Origin of the sequence: Comamonas sp. E6, assembly GCF_001010305.1 — a bacterium.
Classification (GTDB): Bacteria; Pseudomonadota; Gammaproteobacteria; order Burkholderiales; family Burkholderiaceae_C; genus Comamonas; species Comamonas thiooxydans.
The window spans coordinates 1-13682 of sequence record NZ_BBXH01000046.1 but is presented as its reverse complement, the minus strand read 5'-3'; the positions used below and the strand labels follow the sequence as shown (position 1 = coordinate 13682).

Sequence of the window (13682 nt, the reverse complement as noted above, 5' to 3'; positions counted from 1 at the left end):
GTTGTAGGTCTCGGTGAACTGCGTGATGTCCACCATTCGATTGCCTTCGATATCTACCGAATCGGCGATTTTGGCTCGGAGATTTTCGGGAATCGTGAGAATCGTGTTGCCGCTTTGGCGAGCCTGGTCTATCAGGTCGGGGAAGCGCATCGCCTCATACGCGGTCACCATCACCACCTTTTCCTGGGCGTTGAGGATCCGTACTGCGTGCTCTTGCACATCAATCCACGCCAGTTCGTCGTGCATTTCACCCAACTGGAAACGGGAGATGTCTTCGGCTAACGTACGGGCGACATCCCCATTGGTCGAGGCTAGCAGGATTTTTTTGACCGAGTCCGAGTACGCAGTGCGGCCCACATGAGAGCGTTCTCGGTTAATGGCTTTCTTGATCGCCGCACTGAGCTGAGTGATGTTGTAGGAGAAAAGGAAATTGGCTTCCTCCGCGACCTTCACGCCGTTGATGTAGATCGCACCTGGGCCTGATTTACGGCTGATAATCTGGCCAAATCGCGTGGTTGCCAGCAATTCTTCATCGGAAAATTTCAGAAACAAAGCCTTTGCGGCCTCCATTTCCTTATCTTCGACTCCCTCAAGTTGAAATTCTGTGCCGACAAATGTCGGATCCAACGGATCTTCGATGATGGCATGCAGGGTAAGGATATCGCCGAATCCATGCTTTGCTGATTTGTGGGTCGAGATGGTCCCGAACTTGGACTTGATCTGGGCCTTGACGCCATGGCGCTCAAAAGTGGCTAGAGCATCCTTCAGCCCAATGCCGAATCGACCGATCACAAGTGGGCTATCGAGCTTTTCCTGGTTCTCATTTTGGGTGAGATGGGTGTATCGAATGCCACGGCCTTCATCTCGAATGATCCAGGAGCCGTCACGCTTTTCAATCACTACCGGCGCAGTGCCCGTCAATATCTGCTCATCGAGTGCGTTGGCTATAACTTCCCGAATACCATGGCGAACTTCCCAGTTTTCCAAAATTTTTTCTATGTTGAGGTCAAAACTCTTTTTCGCCATTTGAAGTCCCTCGGCTCAAGTAATTGTCGCTAGTTAAATAGTCGATGCTGAGGGGCGGAATACATAAACGCCCCTTGATGACGGCATAAATTAGTAGGCGTTCCGTCATGCCGCCTGCTCAAACAGTAGCGAATGTGTTGGATTGACCACTACCTATAACTCAGCCTTTTGCCTGCCGGGCTCGCAGCGAGCCCCTCGAACGGCTGCTTCTTCGCACTGCATCAGTTTCATGTTGATCCAGTGGAGTTTTGCTCCTGAGTGCGCAGTTGCTGCCATTCATCTGAAATCGTTTTCCAATCTACCGTGCGTTCGAGCGTCTCACCAGAGCTGTCCTTGCCCGACCACACCGCCCAAAAATCAGGGTCATCCGATTTTGGTCGTTGATTCTCAGATAGCGCGTTCATCTGAACTAAGACAGGCAACTCCGATGCCCAGCCGAGCAGGATGGCATGTCGAGAAGGTAGCGAGGGTAAGTCACGTAGCAGGCCGCGCAGGTTGTCGGGAAGCAGTTTGTGAACCAGTGCCTGGTCGCGGTCGTTACTAATACGGTGCAATAGGTAGCTGTTGCATTGGGACAGCACGGTTGGCGACAACTCGCTTGGTCGCTGTGAGGACAGCACCAAGCCTAGGCCGAATTTACGCCCCTCTCTGGCAATCTTCTCAAATACTTGGCAGCAGATTGCAGCTGAACTCTGGTTTTCTGAGTCATCTTGGTAGCGCTTGATAAAGGTATGCGCTTCTTCCATCACTAGCACGGTGGGCAAGGTCTTGCCATGGTGTAGCTTGCGGTAGCGCTGGAGCGCCTCCAGTGTCATGCGGGCGATCACAGCCGTGATGACGTGCACTACCTCTGCGGGTACCAGCGAGAGGTCGATGACTGTAACTGAACCGTTGGATGCCTGGTTATCGCCGATGTAGTTGCGCAGCCAGTCTTCCAGCGTGAGGTCTTGGGCTACGCCCGAGACGATCTTCATGCGGCTGTCGGAGAGCAGTGTGCGAATGCGCATTTGCATCGTCTCAACGTACTCTGAGACGCCGAGCAGCTCCGCAGTGGCTTCAACGCTGCGGAGAAACTGGTCACCAGTAAAGGGGCGCGGCACATCAGCGTCGATGGGCAGGACGTCGGTGTCGCTGCCACCAAATGCAGCATGTGCATTTCTTGCTTTTTCCAGTAATCTATTGACCTCGCCAAGCGTGAAGTCGAGGTGACTGTTCCTTTCTTCGCGGGCTTTGCAAAGAGTAAGAATCTCAGACCTAAATGAGGTCAGCGCCTGTTTTTCAGTCACTGTAAAGCTGTCGTCTTCTTTCAGCTCTTCTTGCCATTTGCGAATCTTTTCCAGAAAGTTTTTGTTCTTTGGAAATTTGTCCCATGGACTGCCGCTATTCCGTTCAATTTGAGTGATGCTGACCAGCGTGCGAAGATAGCGGCGCATCTCATGGCTAGGCGTCACGGAGACGCCGAAGACGCCATCACGAACCGATCGCAGTGCCTGCACCAAGGTTGGACGCTGGGTTTTGGCACTGGCCTGGGTAAAGGCTCCCCATTCGGCACTGTTCCAGAACCACAGTGGAATCTGCAGCTGTTCAACACCCGCTCCGGGCTCGATGGCAAAAACCCTCACCTGGCTCATGTCGCGGAAGGTGTTGGCGTACTCGCCATTAGGATCGAGCACTATGAAACGTGCATTGGGGTCAGCCCCACCACGCGCTTTGCGAGCCTCGTCCATTGACCAACGTATCAAGCCTGCAACTGAGCAGGACTTTCCACTGCCGGTGTTCCCCAGCACTGCTAGATGTCGGCCGAAAAGGCGATCTGGGTCAATTCGGACCTCAGCATTCGCAGCCAATGGACTGGTGCCAATCAGCACATGGCGGTTATCGCCGGACTCCACGATAGCGCGAAGTTGGTTTTGCGTAGGCAACAATACAGCATCACCAACAGTCGGGTAGCTCTCGACACCGCGTCGGAAGCGATAGACGTAGTTACCATCCACGTCTTTGGTCTCGTAAGCCAGTACACCCAGCGGGTTGAGGCTCATCTTGCGCATAGGATAGGGCAAATCCACTAGGCCAGAGTCGTGCACTCCCTTGAGCTTGGGATATTGCGAGCGCTCGATGGTAATCCACTCAATCTGAGCGACCAAATGCCCATCGTCGCTGGGAATCAACACATAGCCGTTGATACGCGGGAAAGGACGTGGCATTCCGGTATTGAGCGCTACGCCATCGGGAGCATCGATGTCGAGCAATACCTTGATTTCATCGGGCGAGACAAAGTCGATAGTGCCGATGCGTAGCGAGTCGGCGTAGGCTAGTGGTGACAAGCTCATATCAGATCACTCCCGTCAGAAGCATCTGACTCAGGCATTGAGCGCTTGGCAGGCAATGGCTCTGTCCCCATGCGCTGTTTCAGTAGCTCGCTCATACGGAAGGTGGTCTTGTCGATAGCAGACTTGGGCAGGTAGTGCTCAGTCAGAGTAGTCAGGTCTGCCAAAGCAGGACCAATCAACAGGCTGATCTGAGATGGGCGCCCCAATTCCTGATAGGTCTGCAAGATGCGGCCCAGTGGGTCGTCGAAAGAAATCACCACCAGATGCGTTGAAGGAATAGTGAGCATGTCGCGGATGACCCGGTTGATGTGCTCATCACCAAAGCTGTAGCCGTAGGTCACCAAAGTACTGTTCGGGCGGCAGACCGCAGCCGCAAGGTCGCGGAACAGCTCCACATATGGGTAGTCAGCGGTTTCCCTGTCCTTTGCGGCGTTGGGGTAGATCATTAGCTCGTGCGCTGACGCTCCACAAAGACCAGGTGCCTGCAAATAAGGCTCAACACTGGCGGCCCCAAACGGCAAACCGATACGGCGAATGTCTTTGCCCGTCTGCATCCAGTCCACAGAGCCGTGCAGCTTGGTGTAGCGCGCAACACCCTCCAGATAGCGAGGCTCACCACGGATACCGGGCGGGTTGTAGTGCATGTCCAGATCCAGCCGTGATGACCGGAAGATTGGCATCAGCTTGCCCAAGAATCGATCCAGCAGGTGTAAGCCAGCCAACTCAGCCCCTACTTCGATCAACCGGTCATAGTTGGTAGTAAAAATGTTTAGGCGGTCACGCACACCTGTTCGACAGGCGAAACTCATCAGGAAGGTGACAAGGGTGTTGAATGCCTGCTCACGCTTATCGTTTCCTGCAGTGGCAATGCCTGCCTCGCTCGCCAGGATTGACTGAGCGAAGGCATTCATGCCAGTTTGAAGCTCTTTGCGCAGGGACTCGGACTCGCTGTTCTTCTGAAGAATTTCTAGGCCACGCAGCAATTCGTTGGCAACGCGTAGTTGATCTTCCAGATTTCCCTTCTCGCGCCCAGCCGCTTCAGAAGCCTTTCCTGCAGCTTGATCGATTTCGGCCTGATGGTTACTCAGTGTCAAGGCCCCCATGCCAGCAGCACCTTTGCCGGTGGCCAAGTAATGCACTGCATGGGTCAACCCCGATCCGGCAAGCAGCGACAGATGTTCTGACTGGAACAGCGATGTCAGCCAAGGTTCAATTCGATTGCGAAGTTCCTTATGACCAAATTTTTCACCATTTAGCCAAGAAGTTTGCAATCCATTCAGAAGTTCAAATGACTCACCATCCGCCGTGAACGACAGTGGCTTAGGGTCGTCTCGAGTCTTGAGCGTATTTATCGACATTTTCTCTCCCTCAGAACGACCATCTTAGTTCAGCAGAAAAACTGCATTTTGCGATCAGTCGCTCAGGGTGGAGTTCAGGTGGCCCAGGCACCCCCTTCACAGGCTCAAGTCCCTTCTGACTGTTGGTGGGGCATGATCAGGACGCAGGGTCTAGGCTGGGGCTTTTAAATCAATGAGATAGCTGCGGAATGCACGCAACCGCCGTAGGTTCAGGCACAAATGCCGCTACCATTCCGAAAGAATGAACTGCTCCCTCCAAAAAACATGAATGCGGTCGAAATCGAGTCAGCCGTATCGGATCTCGCTGCCCAACCCTTTGACGCTGCTGAATTTCCCTACGCTTTCCTAGCTGCCTTTGGCAACAAGGAAACTACGCTCAAGCGTCTTCGCACAGGAAACAACAACACCTCAGATGTGCCTGGCGGTGTTCTCCTGCGCAACAACATTCACATTGCGGTGTGCGATGCCGGCACTGTGGGCAACATGCTCCACACTCTGCGAGACAGTCCCGCCACGAGCAAGGCAAAAGCCAAGTTCATTCTGGCAACTGACGGTCAGACGCTGGAAGCCGAAGAGCTGCTCAGCGGCGAGACCATTGCCTGTGCCTTTGAGGACTTCCCCAACCATTTTGGGTTCCTGCTGCCGCTAGCAGGTATCTCCACGATCAAGGAGATCAAGGACAATCCCATCGACGTTCGAGCCACAGGGCGTCTGAACAAACTCTACGTCGAACTGCTGCGTGAGAACCCTGACTGGGCCAAGGAAGAACGGCGCAGCGACATGAATCACTTCATGGCGCGGCTGGTGTTCTGCTTCTTCGCCGAAGACACGGACATCTTCAACGGTAAGGGCCTGTTCACCCAGACGGTTGACCAAATGAGCGCGAGCGACGGAAGCAACACCCATCAGGTGCTGTCTGAAATCTTTCGTGCCATGAACATCAAGGTGGCCGAGCGTGCCAACGCTGATCCGCGCCTACCCAATTGGGCCAACGGTTTTCCGTATGTCAACGGAGGGCTATTTTCAGGCAGCACAGAAGTACCGCGATTCACTCGTATGGCACGCACTTACCTGATGCATGCTGGAGCGTTGAGCTGGCGGGAAATCAATCCTGACATCTTCGGCAGCATGATCCAGGCAGTGGCTGATGACGATGAGCGTGGAGCCTTGGGCATGCACTACACCAGTGTGCCCAATATCTTGAAGGTGCTTAACCCGCTGTTTCTGGGTGACCTGCGAGCTGCGCTGGTCGATGCTGGTGACAACGAACGCAAGCTGCTAAACCTGCGCAAGCGCATGGCCCGCATTCGCGTGTTTGACCCGGCTTGCGGATCGGGGAATTTCTTGGTCATCGCTTACAAGCAGATGCGCGAGATTGAGGCAGAGATCAACCGGCGCAGAGATGAGCTGCACATGCGTAGCGAGATACCGTTGACCAATTTTCGGGGGATTGAGCTGCGCGATTTCCCTGCGGAGATTGCCCGCCTGGCGCTCATCATTGCAGAGTTCCAGTGTGATGTGCTTTATCGCGGTCAGAAGGATGCTCTGGCTGAGTTTCTGCCGCTGGATGCTCAGAACTGGATCGTGTGCGGCAACGCACTGCGATTGGACTGGTTGTCCGTTTGCCCGCCCGCAGGCACTGGTGTGAAAGTGGTCGCTGATGACCTGTTTGGTTGCCCGTTGAATCAAGCTGAGATTGACTTTGTCAACGAGGGCGGAGAAACGTATATCTGTGGGAATCCGCCATATATAGGAGATAAGAAGCAGTCCGAAAGTCAGAAAGACGATATGAAAAGCGTCTTCGACGAGCTGACATCGCGCTGGCGATCATTCGACTATATCTGCGGATTCATTTTCAAAGCGGCTGACTATTTGAGTCGTACTCGAGGTGCGGCATCGGGCCTAGTCTCTACAAATTCCGTGTGCCAGGGCATGCAAGTCGCCGAGTTTTGGCCTCTCGTCTTTGCCAGAGGGCACCTGAGCTTTGCTGTCCTTTCTTTCAAGTGGGCCAATCTTGCTGCGCATAACGCTGGGGTGACGTGTGTCATTGTCGGATTGACCCGCAATGACATCAAGTCATCGGCTAGCCTGATCGATGGTGATGTGGTTCGTGAGGTGGAATCGATCTCACCGTATCTGACCGCTGGCCATGCGATTTACGTCGCTGGGAGAAATCGTCCCTTGTCTGACGTTTCAGAGATGCTGCTGGGAAATTTTGCAAAGGACGGTGGACATCTGCTGTTCTCACGGGAGGAGTCTGGACAGATCGAGCCAGCGGCACATTCGTATGTACGACCCATTTTTGGTGCAAGAGAGTTTATCCAGGGGGTACAACGGTTTTGCTTATGGATTGAAGACGAGCATTTGACCCAGGCAGAAAAGATCCCCTTCGTTAAAGAGCGAATGCGGAGAGTCGCAGAAGATCGGGCAAAGAGCTCCAAGCCTGCGACTGTGGCATGGAGCAAGCACCCACACCGGTTCGTCGAAATTCGGTCACCAAAATACACTAGTGCCATCATTGTTCCGCGTGTCAGTTCAGAGAATCGGCAATATCTTCCGGTTGGCTTGTTGCCAGAGCGTTCGGTCATTACCGAAGCATTTGGGCTCTACGACGCTCCCCTATGGAATATGGCGTTGATCGCCTCGCGCCTGCACCTTGTATGGATTGCCACTGTCTGCGGCAAGATGAAGACGGATTTTCGTTACTCCAACACACTAGGCTGGAACACCTTCCCCGTACCTCTCTTGACTGAGCAAAGCAAGGCTGATCTCACCCGCTGCGCTGAGGACATCCTGCTGGCCCGTGAAGCCCACTTCCCGGCCACCATCGCCGATCTGTACGACCCGGAAACTATGCCGGACAACCTGCGTCACGCCCATGAGCGTAACGATGAGGTATTGGAGCGCATTTACATCGGTCGCCGATTCAAGAACGACACAGAGCGGTTGGAAAAACTGTTCGAGCTGTACACCAAGATGACTGCCGCAGACAAGGCCAAGCCTGCTGCGAAGGCAACCCGAGGGAGGAAGAAAACCGTATGAGCGATCAAGCAAGCAACCCGACCAATGCGTACACCGTGCCATCGGTGTCCATCACCACGGCACGCACTGGTGCATCGAGTAAGGCCAACGAGTTGGGCATGCGTGCCATGCAAGAGCGCGCCTATGCCAAGCGTGGTGAGCAATACCTGCTGATCAAGTCTCCCCCGGCATCCGGCAAGTCCCGTGCCCTGATGTTCATTGCGCTGGACAAGCTGAACAACCAGGGCTTGAAGCAGGCCATCGTGGTGGTGCCCGAGCGTTCTATTGGTGGCAGCTTTGCCGATGAGCAGCTGACCCAGTTCGGTTTTTATTGGGACTGGAAGGTCGCCCCGCAGTGGAATTTGTGCAATGCCCCAGGTGGTGATGAGCCACGTACGGCGAAATCCAAGGTAGCTGCTGTTCGCCAATTCCTGGCTAGCGATGAGAAGGTGCTGGTCTGCACCCATGCCACCTTCCGCTTTGCTGTGGAAGAGCTAGGCATCACCGCGTTTGACAACCGCTTGATCGCGATTGATGAGTTTCACCACGTGTCAAGCAACCCAGACAACAAGCTGGGCAGCCAACTGGGTGCCTTCATTGCCCGTGACAAGGTTCATTTGGTAGCGATGACGGGTTCTTACTTCCGTGGAGACAGTGAGGCGGTGTTGGGTCCGCAGGACGAATCCCGGTTCGAGACGGTGACCTACACCTACTATGAGCAGCTCAATGGCTACCAGTGGCTCAAATCGCTGGACATCGGCTACTTCTTCTATACCGGGGCCTACGTTGATGCGGTGAACAAGGTACTCGACCCGGCGCTCAAAACCATCGTCCACATCCCCAACGTGAATGCGCGCGAGAGCTTGAAAGACAAGCAGCGCGAAGTTGACGAGATCATGCATGGTTTGGGTACATGGAAGGGCGTGGACCCCGACACCGGCTTCCACTTGGTGGAGTCTCCACAAGGCCGTGTTTTGAAGGTTGCGGATCTTGTCGATGACAGTGATCCGGCAAAACGCTCGCGCGTGCTTTCGGCGTTGAAAGACCCAGCCCATAAAAACGACCGTGACCATGTAGATGTGATCATCGCGCTGGGTATGGCCAAAGAAGGCTTCGACTGGATTTGGTGCGAGCATGCGTTGACCATTGGCTACCGCAGCAGCTTGACTGAAATCGTACAGATCATTGGCCGCGCAACCCGTGATGCCAAGGGCAAAGAACGGTCTCGGTTCACCAACCTGATCGCGGAACCCACCGCAGAGCAATCAGCCGTGGCTGAGGCGGTGAACGACATGCTTAAAGCCATTTCTGCCAGCCTGTTGATGGAGCAGGTTCTAGCGCCCCGGTACGAGTTCACGCCGAAGAACGCCGGTCCCCAAGAAGGCTTCGACTATGGTGAAGAGGGTTATAAAGAAGGCGGACACAACATTGGGGTGAACAAGGACACTGGCCAGATTCACTTGGAGATTGCAGGTCTGACAAAGCCTGAAACACCCGAAGCAACTCGAATTTGCAAGGAAGACTTGAACGAAGTCGTCACAAGCTTTCTGCAAGACAAGACAGCACTCGAACGCGGCCTGTTCGACAAGGAAAACACGCTTCCCGAGGAATTGACGCAACTGCGCATGGGCAAGATCGTGCGTGAGCGTTACCCAGAACTGAGCGATGCTGACCAAGAGGCTATTCGCCAGCATGCCATTGCCGCAATGAACATTACTCAACAGGCGAAATTGGCTTTAGCTCAAGCTGACGCCAACGGAGGTGGCAGTAGCCAGGGCAGTACCGCCTTGATTGACGGTGTGCGTAAATTTGTCAATGTGAAGGACTTGGACATCGATCTGATTGACCGCATCAACCCATTTGATGCTGCCTACGCAGTGCTTGCCAAGGCCATGGATGAGAGGTCGCTGCGGCAGGTACAGGCTGCCATTGCCGCCAAGAAGGTAAGCCTAACTGAGGAAGAGGCGCGCGACCTTTCCAAGCGAGCTTTGCAGTTCAAGAACGAACGTGGCCGCTTGCCGGACATCAACTCTGCCGATGCTTGGGAAAAGCGCATGGCCGAGGGCGTGGCGGCTTTTGCGCGCTATCGTGCATTGGCTAAATCTGCCCAGGCACAAGGAGCTTTGAGCAATGGCTGATATGGATGATGACGACCTGCTGGATGCGTTGGGTGTAGAGGTTACCCCGCTCAAAACTTCCAGCCGTACCCCGCGCGAAGAGCGCATCGTTGCTGGCTTTGAAGACATTCTGCGTTTTCATCAAACTCATGGTCGAGCACCTCAGCATGGTGAAGAACGCGATATTTTTGAGCGGCTTTACGCTGTCCGTTTAGATCAACTACGCAAGTTGCCAGAGGCACACGCATTGCTGGCAGAGCTCGATACACCCAAGCTACTCGAAGGCAACGAGGTCTCGGCTGTAGATATTGACGCGCTTGACGAGGACGCATTACTCGCTGAATTGGGTATTGCTGATGACGTGGCAGAAGCGGGCGACATCACTGTGCTACGGCATGTCCGGTCCAGTGTGGAAAAACGTGCTGCTGAGGAAGTGGCTGAGCGTAATGCCTGCGAAGACTTTGAGCGATTCCGCCCATTGTTTGAACAGGTTGAACAGGACCTGAAGTCGGGTGTGCGGAAAACGCTTCGTTTCGGACGTGATGCCAGCGTGGCCGATGGCAACTACTTCATTTTGGGTGGTCAGCTTGCTTATGTGGCAGAGGTCGGTGAGACGATCAAGGCCCCCAATGGGGACAATGATGCGCGTCTGCGAGTTATTTATGCCAACGGTACTGAAAGCAACCTGCTGCTCCGTTCTTTGCAACGTGCGCTCTATAAAGACGATACAGGTAGGCGACTGACCGACCCCGATATGGGGCCCCTGTTTGGCGGCGAGGCTGAGTCCGACGATATCGACTCTGGGACGATTTACGTGCTGCGCAGCAAGTCAGAGCATCCGTTTGTGGCTCAACATCGCGAGTTGATTCACAAAATCGGGGTGACAGGGGGCAAGGTTGAGACTCGGATTGCGGGTTCCGAAAACCAAGCAACATACTTATTGGCTGGCGTGGAAATTGTCGCAACCTACAAGCTTCACAACGTCAACAGAGTGAAGCTGGAAGCACTGTTTCACCGCGTTTTTGGTGCTGCGCAACTAGACCTCACCCTGGAAGACCGTTTTGGCAAGCCGGTGAAGCCGCGTGAATGGTTTCTTGTGCCTTTGCATGTGATTGATGAGGTTGTGCTGCGGATCGTGGATGGAACGCTCACCGATGTGGTGTACGACGTTCAATCAGCCCGCCTAGTTACGACTCAGTAAATCATTGTCCACAATGCAGCCATGCATGGGCTAGATATGCCCTGCATGGCGCAAACGTAACTGCTACATGTCTTGCGGAGGCAGCTGCTCAGCAAGAAGCACTTGAATTTTCAGGCGAGCTTCTTCATCAGCTTTTCCGTACCTGAACAACAGCTCGGCAATTTCATCGTCAGTGTCGGCGTAGAAAAACGCTACAGGCACCTTCAGCACCTGAGCCAACTTGCGCACAGTCAGCAAATCTGGCTTATGGATGCCAAGCTCATAGCGATTGATGCGCGTGCTGGCCACGAATGCATCGATTCCCGCTTCAATCCCCAACATCTTTTGCGACAGTCCCGCAGCCAAGCGGGCCTGTTTGAGCCTCGCGCCCCATTGTTCATCCGCGTCGGACATCTCGCACCTTCAAAAGGCTACGAGATTCGTAGTTATGCTTTATTCTCGATACTACGAGTTACGTAGTTTTCTGAGGCGCGAACCAGCTGCTCAGCTCAATAAGAAGGACAACGCATGATGGTGAACGAGGGGATGCGCTGGTGCGCAGCGTTGGGGGTGTTGGGGTTGACTGTGGGCGCATGGGCACAGCCTGCGGGTGTTCGTGGCAGTACTCAGCTGGCACCGAAGGTGCACGATTACTACGCGGAGTGCCGCAACCCAGACACGGAGCTATGCACGGTGCAAAGCCCCGACTCATCGCTGTACATGTACACGGTGCTCACGCCCGATATTCCCTTTGATGACTTGGGCGCGCATTGGGTAGTGGATTTGCGCAAATTTCCAGCCGCCAAGGGTGCCATCAAGGTGCTGCGTGTGGCAACCAGCACAGGCGAAGTGCACGCCATCCGTTTGAAGCTGGTTTATGGGGCCACACCTGCTCAGAACAGCGCAGGGGCCAAGGTGCTGACTGTGCCGCCTGAAGCCAAGCCTGCAACGACATCTACAGCACCGGCTGCAGCGCCATCACAGCCTAGCACTTCGATTACAGCCAACCCGCCCTCTAGCTCATTGGCGGTTTCTGTAGCAAAACCAGCGCCTGCCGCACCTCCTCAGCCACCAAGCCATAGCACCGAGACCCAGCAGTCAGGGCGTGCTGAGCAGCCAGTTTCTTCTGCCAAAAAGTCGACTTCATCGCCGATACAGGAGAAGGTGGCTACTGGCTCCAAGCAGCAAATCGCCTTGAAGCCGATCTGTTTAGATGGCATTTGTGTGGGCACTTCTGTGCAGAAATTGAGCGTCCCATTGGAGCCAACCTTGTCCTTAAAAGAGCACCTGCGCTCTGGCTTACGGGCAGACCCTCATCGATTTCCAGATTTAGAAGATCGAGCTAATCGGCTGGAAACGCTGTACAAAAAAGGCGACATGGATGGATTTGCTGAAGAAGCCATGGACTGGATTAAGAGCAGCAACAAAGCTTCGCAGCTAGAGATCAACCTTTTCCATTTACGACAAGCCTACTTGCTGGCTTATCAAGCACTTGGCAATAAGCACTCAGCTGATACCGTGTCGCTTGCCTTATATCTAACACCACAGGTTTCCAGAGACAGGCATAGCCAAGGAGGCAGCCTAACAAGACTATTTAACAGTACTGCCAATCCATTGACTTTTATTGAAACAAACGCCCTAAGATTCGATGCAGAGCTGGGAAAGTTGTTGGCCAAAACGAAACCAAAATTTTGTGATGCATACCGAATGGTGGGGCGCTACACCAGCAAATCGGGATATCCAACGTTAGTAGGTGTTCAGTCAGATATTGATGGTGAGCTCAAAGTTTCAGACATCACCCGCGTCTTTTCCACCCCATCAAAAGACAGCCTCCAGCTTTTTGCTCGTGACTTGAATGCCACTTATGAGCCCTACAAAGGCAGTGATCTCATCAGCATTGATGTGAAGTATCCCTCGATAACACTGGTGCTGCGGCACCCAATGCTGGTTCATGATTTCAACGCCACTTCCCTCAATGCCAAGCGGGCTGCAGTCTGGCAGCAGGGATGGATGGACTTCAAAGAGAAAGGTGGGGACATGACAAAGATCATGCAGGCTATTCGTGAGCGAAATCAAACCACCTTGCCCGGCTGCAAACCCAAGGTGTTGCAGCTGAATTGATGGGTGCTGACCATGGTCACTATCAACACCAACTTGCAATCGCTGACTGCACAGCGTCACCTGAGTGCTTCGCAGCTGAGCTTGACTACCACCATGCAGCGCCTGTCTTCGGGCCTGCGTGTCAACAGCGCCAAGGACGACGCTGCAGGCTTGGCGATCAGCGAGCGCATGAACACCCAGGTACGGGGTATGGCCGTAGCCAGCCGCAACGCCAACGACGGGATCTCTCTGTCCCAGGTGGCCGAAGGTGCGATGCAAAAGCTCATGGACATTTTGCAGCGCAGTCGTGAACTGGCGGTGCAAGCAGCTAACGGAACCAATTCCAGCAGCGACCGCCAAGCTTTGGACTCTGAGCGTGCGCAACTGCTGCAGGAGTTTTCTCGCATCGCCAGCAGCAGCAATTTCAATGGGCAAAAGCTGATTGACGGCAGCTTTATGGCGCAGAGCTTTCAGGTGGGCGCCAATGCCGGGGAAGTGATTGGCGTGAACTTGCCTTCACTGCAAGCGCCGAACCTTGGTGCCTATGGCT

At 54.2% G+C, this 13682-nt stretch carries 8 protein-coding genes and 1 pseudogene; 5 read left to right on the top strand and 4 right to left on the bottom strand.

Going from position 1 to position 13682, the window contains the following annotated elements:
• The 3 genes from CSE6_RS25435 to CSE6_RS25425 form a co-directional block, all read right to left on the bottom strand.
• Positions 1-1026, bottom strand: a 1026-nt coding sequence (locus CSE6_RS25435) for an ATP-binding protein (protein ID WP_193751180.1), incomplete at its 3' end; no start/stop codon positions are given.
• Positions 1027-1253: 227 nt separating this feature from the next.
• Positions 1254-3356, bottom strand: coding sequence for an ATP-binding protein (locus CSE6_RS25430; protein WP_059441846.1), 2103 nt, complete (start codon positions 3354-3356; stop codon positions 1254-1256).
• A complete protein-coding gene (locus CSE6_RS25425; RefSeq protein ID WP_059441845.1) occupies positions 3353-4714 on the bottom strand; it encodes an SIR2 family protein in 1362 nt (453 codons plus the stop codon). Before CSE6_RS25425 ends, CSE6_RS25430 begins: the two co-directional genes overlap by 4 nt.
• Before the next feature lie 264 nt (positions 4715-4978).
• Between CSE6_RS25425 and CSE6_RS25420 the strand changes: the two genes are divergently transcribed.
• Genes CSE6_RS25420 through CSE6_RS25410 form a run of 3 tightly spaced genes read left to right on the top strand, consistent with a single transcriptional unit; the run spans position 4979 to position 11053 of the window.
• Positions 4979-7756: a DNA methyltransferase gene (locus CSE6_RS25420; RefSeq protein ID WP_059441844.1), complete on the top strand. Its 2778-nt coding sequence runs from the start codon at positions 4979-4981 to the stop codon at positions 7754-7756.
• Positions 7753-9873 carry a DEAD/DEAH box helicase gene (locus CSE6_RS25415; protein ID WP_059441843.1) on the top strand — a complete coding sequence of 707 codons (2121 nt, stop codon included), beginning with the start codon at positions 7753-7755 and terminating at the stop codon, positions 9871-9873. The genes CSE6_RS25420 and CSE6_RS25415 overlap by 4 nt, the downstream gene beginning before the upstream one ends.
• Complete coding sequence (locus tag CSE6_RS25410) at positions 9866-11053, top strand: GIY-YIG nuclease family protein (protein ID WP_059441842.1); 1188 nt, start codon at positions 9866-9868, stop codon at positions 11051-11053. The genes CSE6_RS25415 and CSE6_RS25410 overlap by 8 nt, the downstream gene beginning before the upstream one ends.
• 63 nt (positions 11054-11116) lie before the next feature.
• Here the strand turns inward: CSE6_RS25410 and CSE6_RS25405 are convergent, their stop codons facing one another.
• The gene (locus CSE6_RS25405) at positions 11117-11446 is read right to left on the bottom strand and encodes a helix-turn-helix domain-containing protein (RefSeq protein WP_059441841.1); all 330 of its coding nucleotides are present in this window, start codon (positions 11444-11446) and stop codon (positions 11117-11119) included.
• A 114-nt stretch (positions 11447-11560) separates the two neighbouring features.
• On the opposite strand from CSE6_RS25405, the gene CSE6_RS25400 reads away from it, so the two are divergent.
• Entirely contained in the window at positions 11561-13153 is a 1593-nt protein-coding gene (locus tag CSE6_RS25400; protein WP_152668669.1) for a hypothetical protein, read from the top strand.
• A 12-nt stretch (positions 13154-13165) separates the two neighbouring features.
• Positions 13166-13682 (top strand): annotated as a pseudogene (locus tag CSE6_RS25395) (flagellin); the annotation flags it as partial.

Coding starts and splice junctions, on each gene's coding strand:
- CSE6_RS25430 (WP_059441846.1), bottom strand. CDS start 3,356: ATGAGCTTGTCACCACTAGCCTACGCCGACTCGCTACGCATCGGCACT.
- CSE6_RS25415 (WP_059441843.1), top strand. CDS start 7,753: ATGAGCGATCAAGCAAGCAACCCGACCAATGCGTACACCGTGCCATCG.
- CSE6_RS25425 (WP_059441845.1), bottom strand. CDS start 4,714: ATGTCGATAAATACGCTCAAGACTCGAGACGACCCTAAGCCACTGTCG.
- CSE6_RS25400 (WP_152668669.1), top strand. CDS start 11,561: ATGATGGTGAACGAGGGGATGCGCTGGTGCGCAGCGTTGGGGGTGTTG.
- CSE6_RS25405 (WP_059441841.1), bottom strand. CDS start 11,446: ATGTCCGACGCGGATGAACAATGGGGCGCGAGGCTCAAACAGGCCCGC.
- CSE6_RS25420 (WP_059441844.1), top strand. CDS start 4,979: ATGAATGCGGTCGAAATCGAGTCAGCCGTATCGGATCTCGCTGCCCAA.
- CSE6_RS25410 (WP_059441842.1), top strand. CDS start 9,866: ATGGCTGATATGGATGATGACGACCTGCTGGATGCGTTGGGTGTAGAG.